Genomic DNA, 21,686 nt, shown 5'->3' on the forward strand with positions numbered 1-21,686 from the left:
GGACGGTTCCGCTCGTGAGCGCGAACGGCGACGGCGCGGCGCTCTGGGGCGGACGCTTCGCGGATGGCCCCTCGCCCGAGCTCGAGGCGCTGAGCCGCTCGACCCATTTCGACTGGGAGCTCGCGCCGTACGACCTGCGCGGCTCGCGCGCGCACGCCCGCGCGCTCGCCGCGGCGGGCTTCCTGACCGCCGACGAGCTCGAGCGGATGCTCGCTGGCATCGACGTGATCGACGCCGGTGTCGCCGACGGCTCGATCCGGCCGCGCGACTCCGATGAGGATGTGCACTTCGCGCTGGAGCGTGAACTGGTGGCCGCTCTCGGTCCGGAGCTCGGCGGCAAGCTGCGCGCCGGCCGCAGCCGCAACGACCAGATCGCAACCCTCGTGCGGCTCTACCTGCTCGACCACGCCGACACGATCACGGCGCAGGTCTCGCAGCTGGTCGGCGTCATCGCCGATCGCGCCGCGGAGCATCCGACGACGGTCATGCCGGGACGCACGCACCTGCAGCACGCCCAGCCGATCCTCCTGGCTCACCACCTGATGGCGCACGCCTGGCCGCTCGTGCGCGACCTGGAGCGCCTGCGCGACTGGCGCGCCCGCGCGACCGGCTCGCCGTACGGCGCGGGTGCCCTCGCGGGTGGTGCGCTCGGCCTCGACCCGCGCGCGATCGCCGCGGAGCTCGGCCTCGGCGACCCGCTTCCCAACTCGATCGACGCGACGAGCGCGCGGGATGTGGTGGCCGAGTTCGCCTACATCGCCGCGCAGATCGGCATCGACCTGTCCCGCTTCTCGGAGGACATCATCCTCTGGGTGACGCGCGAGGTCGGGTTCGCCCGGCTGCACGACGCGTACTCGACGGGATCGTCGATCATGCCGCAGAAGAAGAACCCCGACATCGCCGAGCTCGCGCGCGGCAAGTCGGGTCGACTGCTGGGAAACCTGACGGGGCTGCTGACCACCCTCAAGGGGCTGCCGCTCGCCTACAACCGCGACCTGCAGGAGGACAAGGAGCCGGTCTTCGACTCGGTGCGCACCCTCGAGGTGCTGCTGCCGGCGTTCACCGGCATGGTGGCGACTCTCGCCTTCGATGAGGAGCGGATGGCGGAGCTCGCTCCGCAGGGGTTCTCCCTCGCGACGGATGTGGCCGACCATCTGGTGCGTCAGGGGGTGCCGTTCCGCGAGGCGCACGAGATCTCGGGCGCGCTGGTGCGGCTGTGCGAGGAGCGCGGCCTGGAGCTGCACGAGCCGAGCGATGCCGACTACGCCGCGATCGACCCGCGGCTCACGGGCGAGGTGCGCGATGTCCTGACGGTGGAGGGCTCGCTGGCGAGCCGCGCGGGTGTCGGCGGCACGGCGCCGGCGCGCGTCGCCGAGCAGCTCGCCGAGCTCCGGACTCGCGTGGCGGGCCTGTCCGCTCCGGCCGCGGGCTAGAGCACGACGAGCAGGGCGCAGGCGCCCGCCCAGACGAAGCTCACGAGCGTGCCGATGATGAATCGCTCGCGTGACTCGGGGCGATCCAGCTCGGAGTAGCGCCCGAGTCCTTTGATGGCGACGACGACCGCGACGACCTCGAAGCGGCCGAGCAGGATGCCTCCGACGATCGCGGTGCGCTCCAGGTAGCCGATGGTGGAGCCGCCGCGCATCACCTCGCGGGCGGGGGAGTCGCTGGTCTCCGCCAGGAGGATGCCGCCGTGGGCGCCGGGCAGCGACGAGCCGCGGGTCGCGAGCTGCAGCACGAAGCTGGCGAGCGGGCCGCCGGCGATCACGCCGAGCAGCACGAAGCCGATGCCGAGCAGCGTCTCGAACGCGGGGTCGGGGGCGGGGAGTTCGGCGTCGAAGGCGATCAGCGCTCCCGCGACGCCCACCGGCAGGAGCGCGGCGAGCGCGAGAGCGGGCTGACGCAGCGGGAGGGCGGCGGCCGAGACGACGAGGGCGCCCGCGATCAGCAGGAGTCCGCCGATCCAGGCGAAGAGCAGGGCGATGATCATGACTGGTCCTTCCCGTCCCTAGTCTGCTCGGCGCGGGCGAGCATGGCCGTCAGCGCCGCGCGCGCCGCCGACTCGATACGCAGGTGGGCGCTCTGGCCGCGCAGGCTGGCCGCCTGCGGGCTGATTCCGAGCTGTTCCGCGGCCGCGCGCTGGGTGATTCCCGTCTCGAGCAGCTCGGCGAGCTCCCAGCCCTCGGGGGTTCGGCGCGCGCGCAGCAGCAGGAGCAGGTCGAGCAGCGGCTCCAGTTCCGTCGCGGCGGGCTCCACGTCGGGGTCGGCGCGCAGCGCGAACCGGGTGGGCCGCTTCTTCGCCGCCTCGACCGCGTCGCGTGCGTGGATGAAGGCGCTGCCGCTCATGGCTCGCGTGGTCGCCGGCAAGGGGCGACGCACGGTGCCGATGCCGACGCCGACGCTCCACTCCTCGTCGCGGGTCAGGGCGAGCAGTGCCGCGAGTGCGGCGTCGGCGTCGGTGGTCGCCAATTGGATCTCGTCGCCCGCGGTGCGTTCGGCGGGTCGCGCGAGTCGCGCGCCGACGAGCTCGTCGAGGCGGCGCAGGGTCGGCTCCGCGAGATCGCGCTGATGCCGACTGTCGATCTGGTCCGCGGTGAGAACAATCATGGCCTGCCCCTTGATTCCGGAGATATAAAGCATAGGGGCTTGATTGTTGAGAATCAAGTGCTCAAGCTTGACGCTCGACGACCGGGGAATGCGGAGGCCCGCTGGTAGTCTTGCCCGGTGTCCGCCGCCTCGACGCTTCCTGAACAGCGCAATGACCCCCATTTCGACGATGTGTGGGACGAGCTGCAGTGGCGCGGTCTGGTTCACGTCTCGACGGATCCGGCGGAGCTGAAGGCCCTTCTCGCGGGCCCGCCGATCGTCTTCTACTGCGGCTTCGACCCGACCGCCCCGAGCCTTCATCTGGGCAACCTGGTCCAGCTGCTCACGATGCGACGGCTGCAGCTGGCGGGACACCGGCCGCTCGGACTCGTCGGAGGTTCGACGGGACTCATCGGCGATCCGCGTCCGACGGCCGAGCGCACGCTCAACACGCGGGAGACTGTCACCGAGTGGGTCGGATACCTCCAGGGCCAGATCGAGCGCTTCCTCGACTTCGAGGGTGACAGCGCCGCGCGCATCGTCAACAACCTCGACTGGACCGCGCCGCTGAGCGCGATCGACTTCCTCCGCGAGGTGGGCAAGTACTTCCGCGTCGGCACGATGCTGAAGAAGGATGCCGTGTCGGCACGCCTCAACAGCGAGGCCGGCATCAGCTACACAGAGTTCAGCTACCAGATCCTGCAGGGCATGGACTTCCTCGAGCTGTACCGAAGCTACGGCTGCGTGCTGCAGACCGGGGGCAGCGACCAGTGGGGCAACCTCACGAGCGGCACCGACCTCGTGCATCGCGCCGAGGGCGTGAGCGTGCACGCGATCGGCACGCCGCTCATCACCAACTCCGACGGCACCAAATTCGGCAAGAGCGAGGGCAACGCCGTCTGGCTCGATCCCGCGATGACGAGCCCCTACGCCTTCAGCCAGTTCTGGCTCAACACCGACGACGCCGACGTGATCGCGCGGCTCAAGGTGTTCACGTTCCTGGACCGCGACGAGATCGAGCGGCTCGAGCGCGCGGTCGCCGAGGAGCCGTTCCGACGTGAAGCGCAGCGGGTGCTGGCGCGCGAGGTGACGCGGCTCGTGCACGGCGACGCCGCCACCGACGCCGCCTTCGCCGCCGCCGCGGCGCTGTTCGGCAATGGCGACCTGGCCGCGCTCGACGCCGAGACGCTGCGCGCCGCGGTCGCCGAGCTGCCGTCCGCGTCCGCCTCCGCAGGCTCGACCATCGAGCAGCTGCTGGTCGACACCACCCTGACCAAGAGCCTGAGCGAGTCGCGACGCGCGATCTCGCAGGGCGGCGTGTATCTCAACAACGCGCGCGTCGAGGACCCGTCGGCGGTGGTCGCCGATCAGGTTCTCGCAGGTGGGGTCGCTATTCTTCGGCGAGGCAAGAAGACTCTCGCGGGTGTTGTGATCGGATGAGACACCGCGTTGTCCGGGGGAGCTTCGCCATCGTGCGAAACATCTGGCGGGCTGAGGCCGCCGCTATCGGAGGACAACCATGAACTGGACGCCCGGGGGCGACCCGAACAACGGCGAGACGCCCGTACCCGGCGAGATGTCGCGGCGAGCGCGCCGTCTCGCGGAGCAGGGACAGGCTCCCGAGTTCGCCGGCGCCGACGAGCTGGCGGCCGCGCCCGAGTCCGCCGCGCCGAGTCCGTGGTCTGATCGCGAGTACGTCGCGCCCTCGCTCGACGGTCTCGCCGCCGATGCTCCGCCGGCGACTCCGCCGGTGACTCCGCTTGCCGACGCGCCGCCGACCGCCGCCCCGAGCTGGGGCGCCCCGGCCGCACCCGCGGCCCCCGCTGCTCCGGAGTGGGGACCGCCGCCGACCTCGCCGCCCGCGGCTGCCCCGAGCTGGGACGCCCCGGCCCCGGCGGCCCCGCCGAGCTGGCAGCCGCCCGCCGCCACGCCCGCGTGGGCGCCGCCGGCGCCCGAACCGCAGAACACCAACTGGGAGCCGCCGGCCCCCGAACAGCAGGCGCCGAGCGCGGAGCCGCCCGCTCCCGCCGCGCCGAGCTGGGAGGCGCCTGCCGCGACCCCGAGCTGGGAGCAGCCCGCCGCGACGCCGAGCTGGGAACCGCCAGCCCCGGCCGCGGAGTCCCCGAGTTGGGAGCCGCCGGCCCCGGCCGCCGAGACCCCGAACTGGGAGCAGCCTGCGGTCTCCGCCGAGACGCCCGGATGGGAGCCTCCGGCCCCGGCCGCCGAAACCCCGAGCTGGGAGCACGCCGCACCTCCCGCTGCCACGACCGGCTGGGAGCAGGCCCCGCCCCCGGTGGCGGCGCCGAGCGGGGAGCAGACCGCGCCTCCCGCCGAGACCCCGAACTGGGAGCCGCCGGCTGCGGCCGCCCCGGCCCCGCCGCAGCTTGGCGATCCCGAAGCATCGACGCCGGCCCCGCCGCCGAGCTGGGAGGCCCCGGCGGCCGCTGCGGGTTCCCCCGCGCCCGACTGGGCTCCGCCCGCCCCGCTCGCCGCAGCGCCGACCACGCCCCCCGTGGAGCCGGCGGGAGCCATCTGGGTCCCCGAGCCGCCGACCGCGGAGGCCCCGAACGCCGGGACCCCGAACGCCCAGACACCGATCGCCGAGCAGCCGAGCGCCGAGCAGCCGGCCCCGCCGGCCGAGGTGCCGCCCGCGATCGCCGTGAGCGGATGGCCGAGCGCCCCGAGCGCCGAGCCGCGCACGCCCGAGCCCGACGACGCGATCGGCGGTGGGCTCGAAGCGCTGGGGCTTGCGGGCTCCGATGCCGACGAGGCCGATGCCGTCGACCCGATCGACACCGCCTCGCCGTACTTCTCAGCCGAGCCGCCGCGACTCGAACCGCCCGCAGCCGAGCCCGTGTCCGCGCGGTCGGACGCGACGGCGCACCTGGCGGTGCGCGGCGACACCGGACTGGTGGATGACTCGGGCGCTCTGCCGCCGGGCGATGACCCGGTGGATCCGGCGGTGGTCGGGTCCGGTTCGCCCCTCGTTGACTTCGGCGACCTGGCGAAGCCTCGGCCGGCCGAATGGATCTCCTTCGCGCTCGCCTTCGTGCTCCCGCCGGTCGGCTTCGTCGCGGGAATCGTGATGGCAGCGCTGAGTGCGCGGCGCCGAGGCTGGACGATCGTGCTCGACAAGGCCACGATCGTGATCGGGTTGATCATGACCGGCGTCGCCGCCGTCGGAGGCGTGGTCGCCTACGGGGCATGGACCGACGCTCGCGAGTTCGAGGCGACGGTTGCCGGCAGCGCGGAGTTCTGCGCGCAGGTGCAGGCGGATCCGACCTACCTCGAGCCGCCGATCTACAGCTGGCCGCAGCGCGGCTTCTCCATCGACTCGTCGCTCGGCGAGATGCAGGTGTGGGTCGATCGCTGGACGGCGGCCGCCGAGGTCGCGCCGACGGAGATCCAGGCCGGCGTCGCCACCCTTGCCGAAACCGGCCAGGGGATCGTCGACAACGTCGCCATTGCGCGACAGATCGACAATGACCAGAACGTGGAGATTATTTCCGCTGCGGTTTCGGCTTCGGGGATCGACGAATGGGTCGAGACCTACTGCGTGCCGGCGGGGTGATGCCCGGAAAATGGGGCGACACGCCCGGGATGCGCCAAGATTTGGCACGACCCCCGGTCACCCGTAAAGTAATCACTCGTCACCCCAAAGGTGCGGGAAGCGGAAGAGCTTCTCGGCCTCAAGCGGGACCATCCTCCTGAAGATTTGAACAGCACCTTGATGGTGTGAGATTCAATGTTTAGGATGGGAAACCCACTCCGAATCCAGGGCCTCGAGTCCTGAAGAGTTGAAGCGGCCAGGCCGTGAAAAACTTGTGGCGGGGTGTGGTAAGTTAGGACAGTTGCCCTGAAAGCCTTCCGGAAACGGAAAGCATTCTTGAGCGCCCGATCCTTGAGAACTCAACAGCGTGCACTATGTCAAATGCCAAATAACCTCGGCAACCGGTCTGACCGGTTGTAGAGATTCCTTTGGATTGATTGATTGTCAGTAGACGATCTAACAGTCAGATCAAACTCGTCGCAGCCCACCGGTTTTCCCCGGCAGCTGTGACAACAGATGTGCGCAGCGGTTTCGACCGCTGTTGCAATCAAACATTTACGGAGAGTTTGATCCTGGCTCAGGACGAACGCTGGCGGCGTGCTTAACACATGCAAGTCGAACGATGAAGGTGGGAGCTTGCTCCTGCTGGATTAGTGGCGAACGGGTGAGTAACACGTGAGTAACCTGCCCTTGACTCTGGGATAAGCGTTGGAAACGACGTCTAATACCGGATACGAGCTTCAGCCGCATGGCTAGGAGCTGGAAAGAATTTCGGTCAAGGATGGACTCGCGGCCTATCAGGTAGTTGGTGAGGTAACGGCTCACCAAGCCGACGACGGGTAGCCGGCCTGAGAGGGTGACCGGCCACACTGGGACTGAGACACGGCCCAGACTCCTACGGGAGGCAGCAGTGGGGAATATTGCACAATGGGCGAAAGCCTGATGCAGCAACGCCGCGTGAGGGATGACGGCCTTCGGGTTGTAAACCTCTTTTAGTAGGGAAGAAGCGAAAGTGACGGTACCTGCAGAAAAAGCACCGGCTAACTACGTGCCAGCAGCCGCGGTAATACGTAGGGTGCAAGCGTTGTCCGGAATTATTGGGCGTAAAGAGCTCGTAGGCGGTTTGTCGCGTCTGCTGTGAAAACTGGAGGCTCAACCTCCAGCCTGCAGTGGGTACGGGCAAACTAGAGTGCGGTAGGGGAGATTGGAATTCCTGGTGTAGCGGTGGAATGCGCAGATATCAGGAGGAACACCGATGGCGAAGGCAGATCTCTGGGCCGTAACTGACGCTGAGGAGCGAAAGCATGGGGAGCGAACAGGATTAGATACCCTGGTAGTCCATGCCGTAAACGTTGGGAACTAGATGTGGGGTCCATTCCACGGATTCCGTGTCGCAGCTAACGCATTAAGTTCCCCGCCTGGGGAGTACGGCCGCAAGGCTAAAACTCAAAGGAATTGACGGGGGCCCGCACAAGCGGCGGAGCATGCGGATTAATTCGATGCAACGCGAAGAACCTTACCAAGGCTTGACATATACGAGAACGCTGCAGAAATGTAGAACTCTTTGGACACTCGTATACAGGTGGTGCATGGTTGTCGTCAGCTCGTGTCGTGAGATGTTGGGTTAAGTCCCGCAACGAGCGCAACCCTCGTTCTATGTTGCCAGCACGTAATGGTGGGAACTCATAGGAGACTGCCGGGGTCAACTCGGAGGAAGGTGGGGATGACGTCAAATCATCATGCCCCTTATGTCTTGGGCTTCACGCATGCTACAATGGCCGGTACAAAGGGCTGCAATACCGCAAGGTGGAGCGAATCCCAAAAAGCCGGTCTCAGTTCGGATTGAGGTCTGCAACTCGACCTCATGAAGTCGGAGTCGCTAGTAATCGTGGATCAGCAACGCCACGGTGAATACGTTCCCGGGCCTTGTACACACCGCCCGTCAAGTCATGAAAGTCGGTAACACCCGAAGCCGGTGGCCCAACCTTTTGGAGGGAGCCGTCGAAGGTGGGATCGGTGATTAGGACTAAGTCGTAACAAGGTAGCCGTACCGGAAGGTGCGGCTGGATCACCTCCTTTCTAAGGAGCACTGCAGATCTTCGGATCTGACAGAGCCGGATCCGAGACACATGTTCTCGGCCGGAGCTCATGGGTGGAACATTGACATAGGCCTCGAGCAGAACCTCGAGATTCCAGTACGTCGGCTTGCCGGCAGGAACGAATCGACAGGGAACGCACGAGGCATGCACGCTGTTGGGTCCTGAGGGACCGGGCCGGCTGCTTCTGCAGCCGAAACCATCCTCTGGACTTCGACTGGCTCGGATCTGAGATCCGAAACAGACGGAGTACCGCCCGTAAATTGAGAACTACACAGTGGACGCGAGCATCTTAGATTCGCGAAAGTACGGAACGACTTCGGTCGAGCCGGAAATCGCTGATCTACAAATAGTGGTCTGATTTCGATCAGACACACTGGTCATTTCGCGCTTGGTTGCCTTTGGCAGCTGAGCTCGAAGCGATTCAAAACTCATGTAGTCAAGTTTCTAAGAGCAGACGGTGGATGCCTTGGCATCTGGAGCCGAAGAAGGACGTAGCAATCTGCGATAAGCCTCGGGGAGTCGATAAGCAGACTTTGATCCGAGGATTTCCGAATGGGGAAACCCCGTCAGGCGTACTTGTACGACCTGATGACTCCCGCCTGAATATATAGGGCGGGTAGAGGGAACGTGGGGAAGTGAAACATCTCAGTACCCACAGGAAGAGAAAACAACAGTGATTCCGTTAGTAGTGGCGAGCGAAACCGGAACAGGCCAAACCGATCATGTGTGATAGCCGGCAGGCGTTGCATGGTCGGGGTTGTGGGACCTTCACGTACTTCTGCCGAAGTACACGTCGACTTGCGCGATATAGGTGAACGGCATTGAAAGGCCGACCATAGTGGGTGCCAGTCCCGTAACCGAAATGTCGTGCAGAGGCGGAAGGGATCCCAAGTATCACGGGGCCCGAGAAATCCCGTGTGAATCTGCCAGGACCACCTGGTAAGCCTAAATACTCCCAGATGACCGATAGCGGACAAGTACCGTGAGGGAAAGGTGAAAAGTACCCCGGGAGGGGAGTGAAATAGTACCTGAAACCGTCTGCTTACAAACCGTTGGAGGGGCCCTAGTAGCCCTGACAGCGTGCCTTTTGAAGAATGAGCCTGCGAGTTAGTGGTATGTGGCGAGGTTAACCCGTGAGGGGAATCCGTAGCGAAAGCGAGTTCGAATAGAGCGATTCAGTCGCATGCCCTAGACCCGAAGCGAAGTGATCTATCCATGGCCAGGTTGAAGCGACGGTAAGACGTCGTGGAGGACCGAACCCACTTGGGTTGAAAACCGAGGGGATGAGCTGTGGATAGGGGTGAAAGGCCAATCAAACTTCGTGATAGCTGGTTCTCTCCGAAATGCATTTAGGTGCAGCGTTGCGTGTTTCTTGCCGGAGGTAGAGCTACTGGATGGCCGATGGGCCCTACAAGGTTACTGACGTCAGCCAAACTCCGAATGCCGGTAAGTGAGAGCGCAGCAGTGAGACGGTGGGGGATAAGCTTCATCGTCGAGAGGGAAACAACCCAGACTACCGACTAAGGCCCCTAAGCGTGTGCTAAGTGGGAAAGGATGTGGAGTTGCAGAGACAACCAGGAGGTTGGCTTAGAAGCAGCCACCCTTGAAAGAGTGCGTAATAGCTCACTGGTCAAGTGATTCCGCGCCGACAATGTAACGGGGCTCAAGCACACCGCCGAAGTCGTAGGATTCGCATTATAGGTAGGCCTTCGTGGTCCAGCCGTGCGGATCGGTAGGAGAGCGTCGTGTGGCGAGTGAAGCGGCGGGGTGACCCAGCCGTGGACGCCACACGAGTGAGAATGCAGGCATGAGTAGCGAAAGACATGTGAGAAACATGTCCTCCGAAAGACCAAGGGTTCCAGGGTCAAGCTAATCTTCCCTGGGTAAGTCGGGACCTAAGGCGAGGCCGACAGGCGTAGTCGATGGACAACGGGTTGATATTCCCGTACCGGCGAAGAACCGCCCAAGCTAATCCAGTAGTGCTAAGAGTCCTAATCCGGCAGATGGATCCCTTCGGGGTGAAGCAGCCGGCCTAACGCTCGACCCCATGCTGGTGCGGCTAGCGTATTAACAGGTGTGACGCAGGAAGGTAGCCCAAGCCGGGCGATGGTTGTCCCGGTGCAAGTGCGTAGGCTGAGAGATAGGCAAATCCGTCTCTCGTGACGGCCGAGACACGATGCGGACCCGAAAGGGATAGTGGGTGATCCTAAGCTGCCAAGAAAAGCATCGACGCGAGGTTCAAGCCGCCCGTACCCCAAACCGACTCAGGTGGTCAGGTAGAGAATACCAAGGAGATCGAGAGAATCGTGGTTAAGGAACTCGGCAAAATGCCCCCGTAACTTCGGGAGAAGGGGGGCCGGATTGGTGATGGGATTTACTCCCTAAGCCTTGAAGGCCGCAGAGACCAGTGGGAAGCGACTGTTTACTAAAAACACAGGTCCGTGCTAAGTCGCAAGACGATGTATACGGACTGACGCCTGCCCGGTGCTGGAAGGTTAAGAGGAGCGGTTAGCGTAAGCGAAGCTCTGAATTTAAGCCCCAGTAAACGGCGGTGGTAACTATAACCATCCTAAGGTAGCGAAATTCCTTGTCGGGTAAGTTCCGACCTGCACGAATGGCGTAACGACTTCCCAGCTGTCTCAACCGCGAACTCGGCGAAATTGCACTACGAGTAAAGATGCTCGTTACGCGCAGCAGGACGGAAAGACCCCGTGACCTTTACTACAGTTTGGTATTGGTGTTCGGTGTGGCTTGTGTAGGATAGGTGGGAGACTTTGAAGCGGGCACGCCAGTGTTCGTGGAGTCATTGTTGAAATACCACTCTGGTCACTCTGGATGTCTAACTTAGAACCGTAATCCGGTTCAGGGACAGTGCCTGATGGGTAGTTTAACTGGGGCGGTTGCCTCCCAAAAAGTAACGGAGGCGCCCAAAGGTTCCCTCAACCTGGTTGGCAATCAGGTGTCGAGTGTAAGTGCACAAGGGAGCTTGACTGTGAGAGTGACGGCTCGAGCAGGGACGAAAGTCGGGACTAGTGATCCGGCAGTGGCTTGTGGAAGCGCTGTCGCTCAACGGATAAAAGGTACCTCGGGGATAACAGGCTGATCTTGCCCAAGAGTCCATATCGACGGCATGGTTTGGCACCTCGATGTCGGCTCGTCGCATCCTGGGGCTGGAGTAGGTCCCAAGGGTTGGGCTGTTCGCCCATTAAAGCGGTACGCGAGCTGGGTTTAGAACGTCGTGAGACAGTTCGGTCCCTATCCGCTGCGCGCGTAGGAAATTTGAGAAGATCTATCCCTAGTACGAGAGGACCGGGATGGACGAACCTCTGGTGTGTCAGTTGTTCCGCCAGGAGCACCGCTGATTAGCTACGTTCGGAATGGATAACCGCTGAAAGCATCTAAGCGGGAAGCCAGCTTCAAGATGAGATTTCCATCCCTTAGGGGGAGAGGCTCGCAGCTAGACTACTGCGTTGATAGGCCGGATGTGGAAGCGTGGCAACACGTGCAGCTGACCGGTACTAATAAGCCGATAACTTGACAACATCATGTTTTTTGATGATTCTCGCGTCCACTTTGTGGTTCCCGATCTACGGTCGGGAATCCCGACAAGCTCTGTCACTGATGAAGTGAGAGCTATGTCGCGAAGACTGTAAATCAATAGTGTTTCGGCGGCCATAGCAAGAGGGAAACGCCCGGTTACATTCCGAACCCGGAAGCTAAGACTCTTTGCGCCGATGGTACTGCAGGGGGGACCCTGTGGGAGAGTAGGACACCGCCGGACTTCTTTCGAGAGAGGCCACCCAACATGTTTGGGTGGCCTTTCTTGGTTTCAGGGCACGATTGCCCCAGGAGGAGATCCAGATGAGCGCATCAGACGAGACGCCGAACGACAAGCCCGAGCGCAAGAAGCCGGCTCGCGATTCGGATCGTCGACCTCCGCGTGACGGCCGGGCGCCGGCACGCCGTGATGGCGACGCTCGACCCCGTCGTGACGGTGACTCGCGTCCCCGCCGTGATGGTGACGCTCGTCCGCGTCGCGATGGCGATGCGCGCCAGCAGCGTTCGGGTGATGCACGCCCGCGCCGCGACGGCGACCAGCAGCGTCCGCGTCGAGATGGCGATGAGCGTCCGAAGTGGTCGAGCGATTCGCGTCCGCGCCGTGACGGAGACTCCCGTCCTCGCCGTGATGGCGACGCACGACCCCGCCGCGATGGCGACGCTCGTCCGCGTCGCGATGGTGATGCACGCCCTCGCCGCGACGGCGATGCGCGCCCGCAGCGTTCGGGTGATGCGCGCCCCCGCCGCGACGGCGACTCGTCGTGGCCTCGCCGGGACGGTGACTCGCGTCCGCGTCGCGACGGCGCCCCCTCGGGTGCGCGCCCGCCGCGCAGCTTCGACAAGGACCGGGCGCCGCGTGACGACCGCTTCGAGTCCGACTCGGGCCCGCGGCACGACGATCCGCACATCCCCGACGCGGTCGTTCCCGCCGATCTCGACCGGGTGGCGCGCAACCAGCTGAAGACGCTCTCCAAGGAGAACGCCGAGTGGGTTGCCAAGCACCTTGTCATGGCGGCCCGGCTCATCGATGAGGATCCGGCGCTCGCGCACCGGCACGCGCTCGCGGCCGCGCGTCGCGCCGGCCGCATCGCCGTGGTGCGCGAGACCCTCGCGATCACGGCCTACGCGACCGAGGACTTCGCGCTGGCTCTGCGTGAGCTGCGCACCTATCGCCGGATCTCCGGCAACAACGATCAGCTTCCGCTCATGGTCGACAGCGAACGCGGTGTCGGGCGCCCCGAGAAGGCGCTCGAGCTCGGACGCTCGGTGCCGAAGTCGGAGCTTGACGTCGAGGTGCAGGTGGCGCTCGCGATCGCGATGTCCGGCGCGCGGCTCGACCTCGGCCAGCCGGAGCTCGCCCTCACCGAACTGCAGATCCCGCAGCTCGACCCCGAGCGGGCCTTCGCCTGGAGCCCCGCGCTGTTCGACGCCTACGCCACGGTGCTCGAAGACCTCGGCCACACCGAGGAAGCCGAGCAGTGGTGGCAGCGCTCAGATCGCGCCACGATCGCGCTCGAGAACGCCGCGATCCCCGAGGGCGAGGTCACCATCGAGGTGATCGAGGAGCTCCTCGAGGTCGACGAGGCCTCGGATGAGAGCGCCCCTGACGCACCGGCCGACGCCGAGACCGCCGAGCCCGAGGCGACCGCCGACGTGGTGGAGCCGGCCGAGGTTGCCCAGCCCAACGAGCCCGTCGAGACCGCCGGAGCGGCCGCGTCTGCCGAGTCGGCCGAGACGGCCGAGTCCGAGGCGCCGGCGGCGTCAGCGGAGGAGAGCGCGCGCGATGAGTAGGGCGCGCGTCACGTCGACGCCGCTCAGCGGAGTCGATCTGCTGCTCGCCGACCTCGACGGCGTCGTGTACGCGGGAGCGAACGCGATTCCATATGCCGTCAACGGCATCAACCGTGCCCAGGCCTCGTGCCGCGTCGGCTACATCACCAACAACGCCTCGCGCACCGCCGAATCGGTGGCCGCACATCTGCGCGAATTCGGTCTCACGGTCACGGCCGATGAGGTCGTGACATCGCCGCAGGCGGCCGTCGTGCTGCTCGCCGGGCTGGTGCCCGCCGGATCGACGATTCTGGTCGTCGGGGGAGAGGGCCTGACGAGCGTCGTCGAGGCTGCGGGCTTCCGCGTGACGCGCTCGGCGGAGGATGACCCCGCCGCTGTGGTGCAGGGATTCGCCCCGAGCGTCGGCTGGGCCGACCTCGCCGAGGCGGCGTACGCGCTGCACTCCGTCGAGGGCCGCGAGGACCGGCCGTGGGTGGCGACGAACACCGACTGGACGATCCCGCAGGCGCGCGGAATCGCTCCGGGCAACGGCACGCTCGTCTCGGCGGTGCACACCGCGATCGGGCGACTGCCGATCGTGGCGGGCAAGCCCGAGACGGCGATCTTCACCGCCGCGCTCAAGCGTTTCGGGGGCGAGAAGGCCCTGATGCTCGGCGACCGGCTCGACACCGACATCCTCGGGGCGAACCGCGCCGGCATCGCCTCCGCGCACGTGCTGACCGGCATCGATCAGCCCAAGCAGCTGCTGGCGGCACCCGCCGAGCAGCGCCCGACATTCATCCTCGACGACCTCCGCCAGCTCGACGCTCCGTACCCCGAGATCCAGCAGTCGGTCGCGCGCGACGGTTCGCGCGAGTTCCGCTCCGGCGATGCGCGGGTGCGGCTGCGCGGGCCGAAGGTCGAGCTGCGCACGCCGAAGGCGAGCCGCATCGACATCATCCGCGCGGGCTGCGCCGCGGTGTGGGGCTCGGGGCTCGCGATCTACGCGCTCGACGTGGATGCGCGGCTATATTCGGACGCATGAGCGAGCACGAGGACGCAGCGCCGCAGCAGGACTCCGCCGACGCGCACCGCTCCGGTGCCGGACTGCACGGCGATGACGAGTTGGTGTCGCGCCTGCGGGTGATCGAGGATCAGCCGCTCGCCTCACGGGCCGAGGCGCTCGCGCACCTGCACGACGAGCTGCGCGCGCAGCTCGAGGCGGGCGACGGCCCGCGCGCGCATGCCTGATCCGGCATCCACTGCTCGGCTCGATGCCGAACTCGTGCGTCGGGGCCTCGCGCGCTCCCGCGCGCAGGCGGCGCGATCGATCGAGGAGGGACGCGTCCGGATCGACGGCGTCGCCACGGTCAAGCCGGCGGCGCGGGTCACGCCGGACGCCGAACTCACCGTCGAGGGAGCCGATCACTACGTGGCGCGTTCGGCGCACAAGCTCATCGCCGCTCTCGACGCCTTCGAGATCGACCCCGCCCAGCGGCTCGCCCTCGATGTCGGGGCCTCCACCGGCGGATTCACGCAGGTGCTGCTCGAGCGGGGCGCGCGCCGCGTGATCGCGCTCGACGTCGGACACGGCCAACTGGTGCCGGAGCTGCGCGCCGACGAGCGGGTCGTGGTGGTCGAGGGGGAGAACGCCCGCGAGCTCAGCGCGGAACGGCTGGCCGAGCTGTCCGGCTCGCCCGAGCAGCCGACGCTGGTCGTCGTCGATGTCTCGTTCATCTCGCTGACGACCGTGCTGCCCGCGCTGGCGGCGAGCATCCCCGCTGACGCCGACCTCGTGGTGCTCGTCAAGCCGCAGTTCGAGGTCGGACGCGGCGGCGCGCGGGAGGGCATCGTGCGCGACCGCGCGGCGCGCCTCGAGGCCGTCAGCACCGTGCTCTGGGCCGCCTGGGATCTGGGCCTCGGCACCGCGGGCGTGATCTCGTCCCCGGTGCTCGGCAGCAACGGGAATCAGGAGTACCTCGCCTGGTTGCAGCGCGAGTGTGGGAGCAATCCGACAGAATGGGGGAGGGCGATCGATGCCCTCGCCTGACGGCCTTCGCCCTCCGGGGCGCAGCGCCCGCCGGGCGGACGACATTGAGGCAGGGAAGGGGCCGCGCATGGCCGAGGAGCGCCACCTGCTTGTCGTCGCGCACACCGGCCGCGACGACTCCCTCGCCGCCGGCATTGAGGTCTGCCGTCAGCTGATCGCCGCGGGACTCACGCCCGTCGTCTCCGATGACGAGCACGCCGACCTCATGCGCGCGGCGCCCGAGCTCGCGCCGATCGCGCTGCTCGGCCGCGACGTCGCCACGAGCGAACTCGAACTCGTCATCGTCCTGGGCGGCGACGGCACGATCCTGCGCGCCGCCGAGCTCGCGCGCGGCTGCGGCGCCCCGCTGCTCGGAGTGAACCTCGGCCACGTCGGCTTCCTCGCCGAGGCGGAGCGCGAGAATCTGACGTCGACCGTCGAGCGCGCCCTCGCGCGCGACTACGAGGTCGAGGAGCGCATGACGCTCGCCGTGCGCGTCAAGGTCGGCACCGAGGTCGTCTACGAGACCTGGGCTCTCAACGAGGCGTCGATCGAGAAGGCCAGCCGCGAGCGCTCGCTCGAGGTGGCCGTCGAGGTCGACGTGCGACCGCTCTCCACCTTCGGCTGCGACGGTGTCGTCATCTCGACCCCGACCGGATCCACCGCCTACTCGTTCTCGGCCGGCGGTCCGGTCGTCTGGCCGAGCGTCGACGCGCTGCTGATGGTGCCGCTCTCCGCCCACGCGCTGTTCGCCCGTCCGCTGGTGGTCGGCCCCGAATCCGCACTCGCGGTGGAGCTGCTCGAGCGCTCCGACGGTCGCGGCGTGCTGTGGTGCGACGGTCGCCGCACCTTCGACCTGCCGCCCGGCTCGCGCGTCGTCGCGCGTCGTTCCTCGATTCCGGTGCGCCTCGCGCGCCTGAGCCCCGGCCCGTTCACGGACCGGCTGGTCAACAAGTTCCGGCTTCCCGTCGCGGGCTGGCGCGGGCCGCAGAACGGCGACAACGGAGCGACCGAGGAGGCGCCGGCGTGATCGACGAGATCTCGATTCGCGATCTGGGCGTCATCGGCGAGGCGCGGCTTCCGCTCGGGCCGGGATTCACGGCGCTGACCGGCGAGACCGGCGCCGGCAAGACGATGGTCGTGACGGCGCTCGGGCTGCTCCTGGGTGAGCGCGCCGATAGCGGCGCGATCCGCTCCGGCCGCGGCCAGTCGGTCGTCGAGGGCAGCTGGGAGGTCGACGCCGAGGGTCCCGTCGCCGAACGCGTGCGCGACGCCGGCGGCGACGTCAACGTCACCGAGGGCGGACGGGCGCACCTGATCCTGGGGCGCTCCATCTCGAACGAGGGCCGCTCGCGCGCCGTCGTCGGCGGCCGCAGCGCCCCCGTCGGCGTGCTGAACGAGATCGGCCAGCAGCTCGTCGTCGTGCACGGCCAGTCGGACCAGATCCGGCTGCGCTCCGCGGCCGCGCAGCGCGAGGCGCTCGACCGCTTCGCCGGCCCCGGCTTCAGCGCCGTGCTGGCCGAGTACCAGGACGTGTTCCGCCGCTGGCAGACCGCGCAGTCCGAACTCGATGTGCTCGTCGCCGAGCGCGACCGCCGGGAGCGCGAGGCCGAAGAGCTCCGCAACGCGATGGACGAGATCGAGGCGGCGGCGCCGCATCGCGGCGAGGACGCCGAGCTCGCGGAGCGCGCCGAGAGGCTGAGCAACCTCGAAGACCTGCGACTCGCGGCGGTCGAGGCGCAGGAGGCGATCTCGGCGCAGCTGAGCGACGACGCGCGCGACGCCACGGTGCTCGTCGAGTCGGCGCGGCGTGCGCTCGACCGCGTCTCCGGGCACGACGCGGAGCTCTCGCCCGTGATCGAATCGCTCGCCGCGGCCCGTTTCGCGCTGGAGGACAGCTCGGCCAAGATCTCGAGCTACCTCGCGGCGCTCGACACCGACGGCGGTCGCGAGCTGGAGACGATCCAGGAGCGCCGCGCGACCCTGGCCGCGCTGGCACGCCGCTTCGGCCCGAGCATCGACGAGATGATCGACTTCTACGAGTCCGGCAGCACCCGACTGCTGGAGCTCGACGGCGACTCGGATCGCATCGATGCGCTGCGCGCCGCCGTGGCCGAGGACTTCGCCCGCGTCGAGCAGCTCGCCGAGCAGCTGAGCGTGCGCCGCCGCGAGGCCGCCGAGCGGCTCTCGGCCGCGGTCACCCGCGAACTCGACGCCCTCGCGATGCCCGACGCCCGTCTCTCGATCGAGGTCGCGCCGCGCGATCTTGGCCTCACCGGCCGCGACCAGGTCGCGATCCGCCTGCAGCCGCACCCCGGGGCCGAACCGCGCCCGCTGAGCCGCGGCGCCTCGGGCGGTGAGCTCTCGCGCGTCATGTTGGCGATCGAGGTCGTGCTGGCCGGAAGCGATCCCGTTCCGACTTTCGTCTTCGACGAGGTGGATGCCGGGGTCGGCGGTGCGAGCGCCATCGAGGTCGGGCGGCGCCTGGCGCGCCTCGCCGAAACGGCGCAGGTGATCGTCGTCACCCACCTGGCGCAGGTCGCGGCCTTCGCCACCAACCACCTGACCGTGGTGAAGGGCAGCGACGGCACGATCACCGCGTCGAGCGTGCACCGGCTCGAGGGGGAGGAGCGCGCCGCCGAGATGGCGCGATTGCTGAGCGGGCTTCCCGACTCCGAGACCGGTCTCGAGCACGCCCGAGAGCTGCTCGGCATGGCTCGCGCGAGCTGATCTCGGCGACTTGCTCGGCGCGTTCCGGGCGACCTGGGCCAGCTCACGGTTTTGTGAGATACGCTGAAACCCCGTGGCGGACATCTCGGGAAGCGTAGTAACCAAGCACATCTTCGTGACCGGAGGTGTCGTCTCCTCCCTCGGGAAGGGCTTGACCGCCGCGAGTCTCGGAAACCTTCTCACCGCGCGCGGTCTGCGCGTCGTGATGCAGAAGCTGGATCCGTATCTGAACGTCGATCCCGGAACGATGAACCCGTTCCAGCACGGCGAGGTGTTCGTCACCGATGACGGCGCCGAGACCGACCTCGACATCGGGCACTACGAGCGCTTCCTCGACATCAACCTCGACCAGGCCGCCAACGTGACGACCGGGCAGATCTACTCGAACGTGATCGCCAAGGAGCGCCGCGGCGAGTACCTCGGCGACACCGTGCAGGTCATCCCGCACATCACCGACGAGATCAAGCGCCGGATGCGCCTGCAGGCGCAGGGACCGTTCGACGACGAGAACCCGCAGCCCGACGTCATCATCACCGAGATCGGCGGCACCGTCGGCGACATCGAGTCGCAGCCGTTCATCGAGTCGGCCCGCCAGGTGCGCCACGAGCTCGGCCGCCGCAACGTGTTCTTCGTGCACGTCTCGCTCGTGCCGTTCATGGGCGCCTCGGGTGAGCAGAAGACGAAGCCCACCCAGCACTCGGTGGCGACGCTGCGCTCGATCGGCATCCAGCCGGATGCCCTGGTGCTGCGCAGCGACCGCGTCGTCTCGGAGGCCAACAAGCGCAAGATCGCGCTCATGTGCGACGTCGCCGAGGACGCCGTGGTCAACGCGGTCGACGTGCCGTCGATCTACGACATCCCCACGATGCTTCACGAGCAGGGGCTCGACTCGTACATCATGAACGAGCTCGACCTCGAGGCGGGCCCCGTCGTCTGGGACGGCTGGCGCAGCGTGCTGAAGGCCGTGCACGAGCCCAAGCACGAGGTCACGATCGGCCTCGTCGGCAAGTACATCGACCTGCCCGACGCCTACCTCTCGGTCACCGAGGCGCTGCGCGCCGGCGGCTTCGCGCACGAGAGCAAGGTCAAGCTGCGCTGGATCCCCTCGGATGAGTGCGAGACGCACGACGGCGCCGCGAAGGCGCTCAGCGACCTCGACGGCATCTGCGTGCCCGGCGGCTTCGGCATCCGCGGCATCGAGGGCAAGCTCGGCGCGCTGAAGTTCGCGCGCGAGAACGGCATCCCGACGCTGGGGCTGTGCCTCGGCCTGCAGTGCATGGTGATCGAGTACGCCCGCGACGTGGCCGACCTTCCGGGCGCCTCCAGCTCGGAGTTCGACCCCGACACCGAGTTCCCGGTGATCGCGACGATGGCCGAGCAGGTCGACATCCTCGCTGGCGGCGACCTCGGCGGCACGATGCGCCTGGGCCTCTACGAGGCGGCGCTCACGCCCGGCTCGATCGTCGAGGAGCTGTATGGCTCGCCGGTCGCCCACGAGCGCCACCGGCACCGCTACGAGGTCAACAACCACTTCACCGAGCGGATCGCCGCCGCCGGGCTGCGCTTCTCGGGCACCAACCCGGAGCACGGTCTGGTCGAGTTCGTCGAGCTGCCGCGCGAGGTGCACCCGTTCTACGTGGGCACGCAGGCGCACCCGGAGCTGCGCTCGCGCCCGAACCGCGCGCACCCGCTGTTCCGCGGTCTGATCGGCGCCGCGATCGAGCGCCAGAAGGCGTCGCGCCTGTTCGAGGTTCCCGAGAACGACGAGGCCGACGAGACGCGCGGCGCGCCGGTCGAGGCCTAGGCGACCGTGGACCGCGCGCGCTTCGAGTCCGGTCCGGTCGTCAACGTCTCCGACCCCGCCGAGGTGGTGGAGTCGGCCGCTGTCTTCGACGGCCACATCTGGGATGTGCGCCGCGAGTCGTTCCGCTTCGGCGACGCCGAGCTCACCCGCGACTTCGTCGACCACCCGGGCGCCGTCGCGGTGCTCGCGATCGACGACGAGGATCGCGTGCTGCTGATCAACCAGTACCGGCATCCGGTGCGCGAGCGCGAGTGGGAGCTGCCCGCGGGGCTGCTCGACGTGGCGGGCGAGCCGCCGCTCGAGGCCGCCCAGCGTGAGCTCGCCGAGGAGGCCGACCTGCAGGCCGCCGAGTGGAGCGAGCTCGTCACCTTCCACACCAGCCCCGGCGGCAGCAACGAGATCCTGCACGTCTTCGAGGCGCGCGGCCTGAGCGATTCGCCCGAGCCCTTCGCCCGCATGGACGAGGAGGCCGAGCTGGTGCCGCGCTGGATCCCGTTCGCCGAGCTCGTGTCCGCCGTGCTCGAGGGGCGTCTGCGCAACTCGATCCTGATCGTCGCGGTGCTGACCGCCCATGCCCGCCGCACCGTCTGACGCGCGCGCTCAGCTGGAGCGCTTCCTGCGCCACCTGGCGATCGAGCGCGGACGCTCGGCGCACACGGTCGCGGCCTATCGGCGTGACCTGGAGGCGCTGCTGGCCGACCTCGCCGAGGCGGAGGGCGCCGTCCCGGTCTCGACACTGACGCCCGAGGCGCTGGCCGCGCACACGACCGCGCTGCGCGAGCGCGCCGAGCCGGTCGCCGCGGCGACGCTGGCGCGCAAGGTCTCGGCGATCCGCGGGTTCACCGGCTTCCTGCTCGAGGAGGGGGTGCTCGAGACCGACCCGGCGGCGAAGCTGGTCGCGCCCAAGCTGCCGATGCGCCTGCCGAAGGCTCTCACCCTCGACCAGGTCGAGAAGCTGCTGGCCGCCTGCGCGGGCGAGGAGCTGAGCCGGGTGCGGGATGCCGCGCTGCTCGAACTGCTCTACGCCACGGGCGCGCGCGTCTCGGAGGTGGTCGCCCTCAACGTCGACGACCTGGTGGGCGAGGAGGGCACCGCCGAGCACGTGCGGGTGCTCGGCAAGGGCGGCAAGCAGCGCATCGTGCCGGTGGGCAGCTTTGCACGCGCGGCGCTCGACACTTACCTCGTGCGGGTGCGCCCCGAGCTCTCGCGCCGCGGTCACGCGACGCCCGCGCTGTTCCTGGGGATGCGCGGCGCAAGGTTGTCGCGCCAGAGCGCGTGGCTGGTCATCCGGGCCGCCGCCGAACGGGCCGAACTGAGTGTCGAGGTGTCGCCCCACAGCCTGCGGCACTCCTTCGCAACGCACCTGCTGGAGGGCGGCGCCGACGTGCGCGTCGTGCAGGAGCTGCTCGGCCACGCGAGCGTCGCGACGACCCAGATCTACACGCGGGTGACGGCGGATGCGCTGCGCGAGGTGTACCTGACCTCGCATCCGCGCGCCCGTTAACCTTCAACCTCTGCTTCAGGTGAACCGCGCGCAACGGGCGCGTGGCAACCAGGAGG

At 67.6% G+C, this 21,686-nt stretch carries 15 protein-coding genes and 3 rRNA genes; 16 read left to right on the forward strand and 2 right to left on the reverse strand.

Features of this window, described 5'->3' with window-relative positions; all coding sequences use genetic code 11:
• Positions 1–14: 14 nt before the first annotated feature.
• Positions 15–1,433 carry an argininosuccinate lyase gene (gene argH, locus AC0L6Y_RS03170; protein ID WP_473555273.1) on the forward strand — a complete coding sequence of 473 codons (1,419 nt, stop codon included), beginning with the start codon at positions 15–17 and terminating at the stop codon, positions 1,431–1,433.
• Here argH and AC0L6Y_RS03175 read toward each other — a convergent pair.
• Positions 1,430–1,990 carry a hypothetical protein gene (locus AC0L6Y_RS03175; RefSeq protein ID WP_473555277.1) on the reverse strand — a complete coding sequence of 187 codons (561 nt, stop codon included), beginning with the start codon at positions 1,988–1,990 and terminating at the stop codon, positions 1,430–1,432. The genes argH and AC0L6Y_RS03175 overlap by 4 nt on opposite strands.
• Entirely contained in the window at positions 1,987–2,607 is a 621-nt protein-coding gene (locus AC0L6Y_RS03180) for a DNA-binding protein (protein WP_473555283.1), read from the reverse strand. The genes AC0L6Y_RS03175 and AC0L6Y_RS03180 overlap by 4 nt, the downstream gene beginning before the upstream one ends.
• Positions 2,608–2,724: 117 nt before the next feature.
• On the opposite strand from AC0L6Y_RS03180, the gene tyrS reads away from it, so the two are divergent.
• The 15 genes from tyrS to AC0L6Y_RS03255 all read left to right on the forward strand — a co-directional run bounded on the left by tyrS (position 2,725) and on the right by AC0L6Y_RS03255 (position 21,630).
• A complete protein-coding gene (tyrS, locus tag AC0L6Y_RS03185; RefSeq protein WP_473555287.1) occupies positions 2,725–4,026 on the forward strand; it encodes a tyrosine--tRNA ligase in 1,302 nt (433 codons plus the stop codon).
• A 79-nt stretch (positions 4,027–4,105) separates the two neighbouring features.
• On the forward strand, positions 4,106–6,157 hold the full coding sequence (locus tag AC0L6Y_RS03190; RefSeq protein ID WP_473555293.1) for a hypothetical protein: 2,052 nt from the start codon (positions 4,106–4,108) through the stop codon (positions 6,155–6,157).
• Positions 6,158–6,690: 533 nt separating this feature from the next.
• A 16S ribosomal RNA gene (locus AC0L6Y_RS03195) occupies positions 6,691–8,215 on the forward strand.
• Positions 8,216–8,669: 454 nt separating this feature from the next.
• Positions 8,670–11,777 (forward strand): 23S ribosomal RNA (locus AC0L6Y_RS03200).
• A gap of 122 nt (positions 11,778–11,899) precedes the next feature.
• A 5S ribosomal RNA gene (gene rrf, locus AC0L6Y_RS03205) occupies positions 11,900–12,016 on the forward strand.
• Together the 16S, 23S and 5S rRNA genes form the textbook arrangement of a ribosomal RNA operon.
• Before the next feature lie 159 nt (positions 12,017–12,175).
• Positions 12,176–12,754 (forward strand): hypothetical protein, encoded by a 579-nt coding sequence (locus tag AC0L6Y_RS03210; RefSeq protein ID WP_473555296.1) that lies wholly within the window; start codon positions 12,176–12,178, stop codon positions 12,752–12,754.
• A complete protein-coding gene (locus AC0L6Y_RS03215) occupies positions 12,736–13,584 on the forward strand; it encodes a hypothetical protein (RefSeq protein WP_473555299.1) in 849 nt (282 codons plus the stop codon). The genes AC0L6Y_RS03210 and AC0L6Y_RS03215 overlap by 19 nt, the downstream gene beginning before the upstream one ends.
• Positions 13,577–14,608, forward strand: a complete 1,032-nt coding sequence (locus AC0L6Y_RS03220; RefSeq protein WP_473555304.1) for an HAD-IIA family hydrolase — start codon at positions 13,577–13,579, stop codon at positions 14,606–14,608. The genes AC0L6Y_RS03215 and AC0L6Y_RS03220 overlap by 8 nt, the downstream gene beginning before the upstream one ends.
• Positions 14,605–14,814: a hypothetical protein gene (locus AC0L6Y_RS03225; protein ID WP_473555309.1), complete on the forward strand. Its 210-nt coding sequence runs from the start codon at positions 14,605–14,607 to the stop codon at positions 14,812–14,814. The genes AC0L6Y_RS03220 and AC0L6Y_RS03225 overlap by 4 nt, the downstream gene beginning before the upstream one ends.
• Complete coding sequence (locus tag AC0L6Y_RS03230) at positions 14,807–15,613, forward strand: TlyA family RNA methyltransferase (RefSeq protein ID WP_473555314.1); 807 nt, start codon at positions 14,807–14,809, stop codon at positions 15,611–15,613. The genes AC0L6Y_RS03225 and AC0L6Y_RS03230 overlap by 8 nt, the downstream gene beginning before the upstream one ends.
• Positions 15,614–15,680: 67 nt before the next feature.
• The gene (locus AC0L6Y_RS03235) at positions 15,681–16,622 is read left to right on the forward strand and encodes an NAD kinase (RefSeq protein ID WP_473555317.1); all 942 of its coding nucleotides are present in this window, start codon (positions 15,681–15,683) and stop codon (positions 16,620–16,622) included.
• A complete protein-coding gene (recN, locus tag AC0L6Y_RS03240) occupies positions 16,619–18,322 on the forward strand; it encodes a DNA repair protein RecN (protein WP_473555320.1) in 1,704 nt (567 codons plus the stop codon). Before AC0L6Y_RS03235 ends, recN begins: the two co-directional genes overlap by 4 nt.
• A gap of 82 nt (positions 18,323–18,404) precedes the next feature.
• The gene (locus AC0L6Y_RS03245) at positions 18,405–20,126 is read left to right on the forward strand and encodes a CTP synthase (protein ID WP_473558214.1); all 1,722 of its coding nucleotides are present in this window, start codon (positions 18,405–18,407) and stop codon (positions 20,124–20,126) included.
• A gap of 6 nt (positions 20,127–20,132) precedes the next feature.
• A complete protein-coding gene (locus AC0L6Y_RS03250) occupies positions 20,133–20,717 on the forward strand; it encodes an NUDIX domain-containing protein (RefSeq protein WP_473555326.1) in 585 nt (194 codons plus the stop codon).
• Positions 20,698–21,630 carry a site-specific tyrosine recombinase XerD gene (locus tag AC0L6Y_RS03255; RefSeq protein WP_473555330.1) on the forward strand — a complete coding sequence of 311 codons (933 nt, stop codon included), beginning with the start codon at positions 20,698–20,700 and terminating at the stop codon, positions 21,628–21,630. The genes AC0L6Y_RS03250 and AC0L6Y_RS03255 overlap by 20 nt, the downstream gene beginning before the upstream one ends.
• Positions 21,631–21,686: the final 56 nt, after the last annotated feature.

Source organism: Pseudolysinimonas sp. 10J20-29 (genome assembly GCF_055809595.1).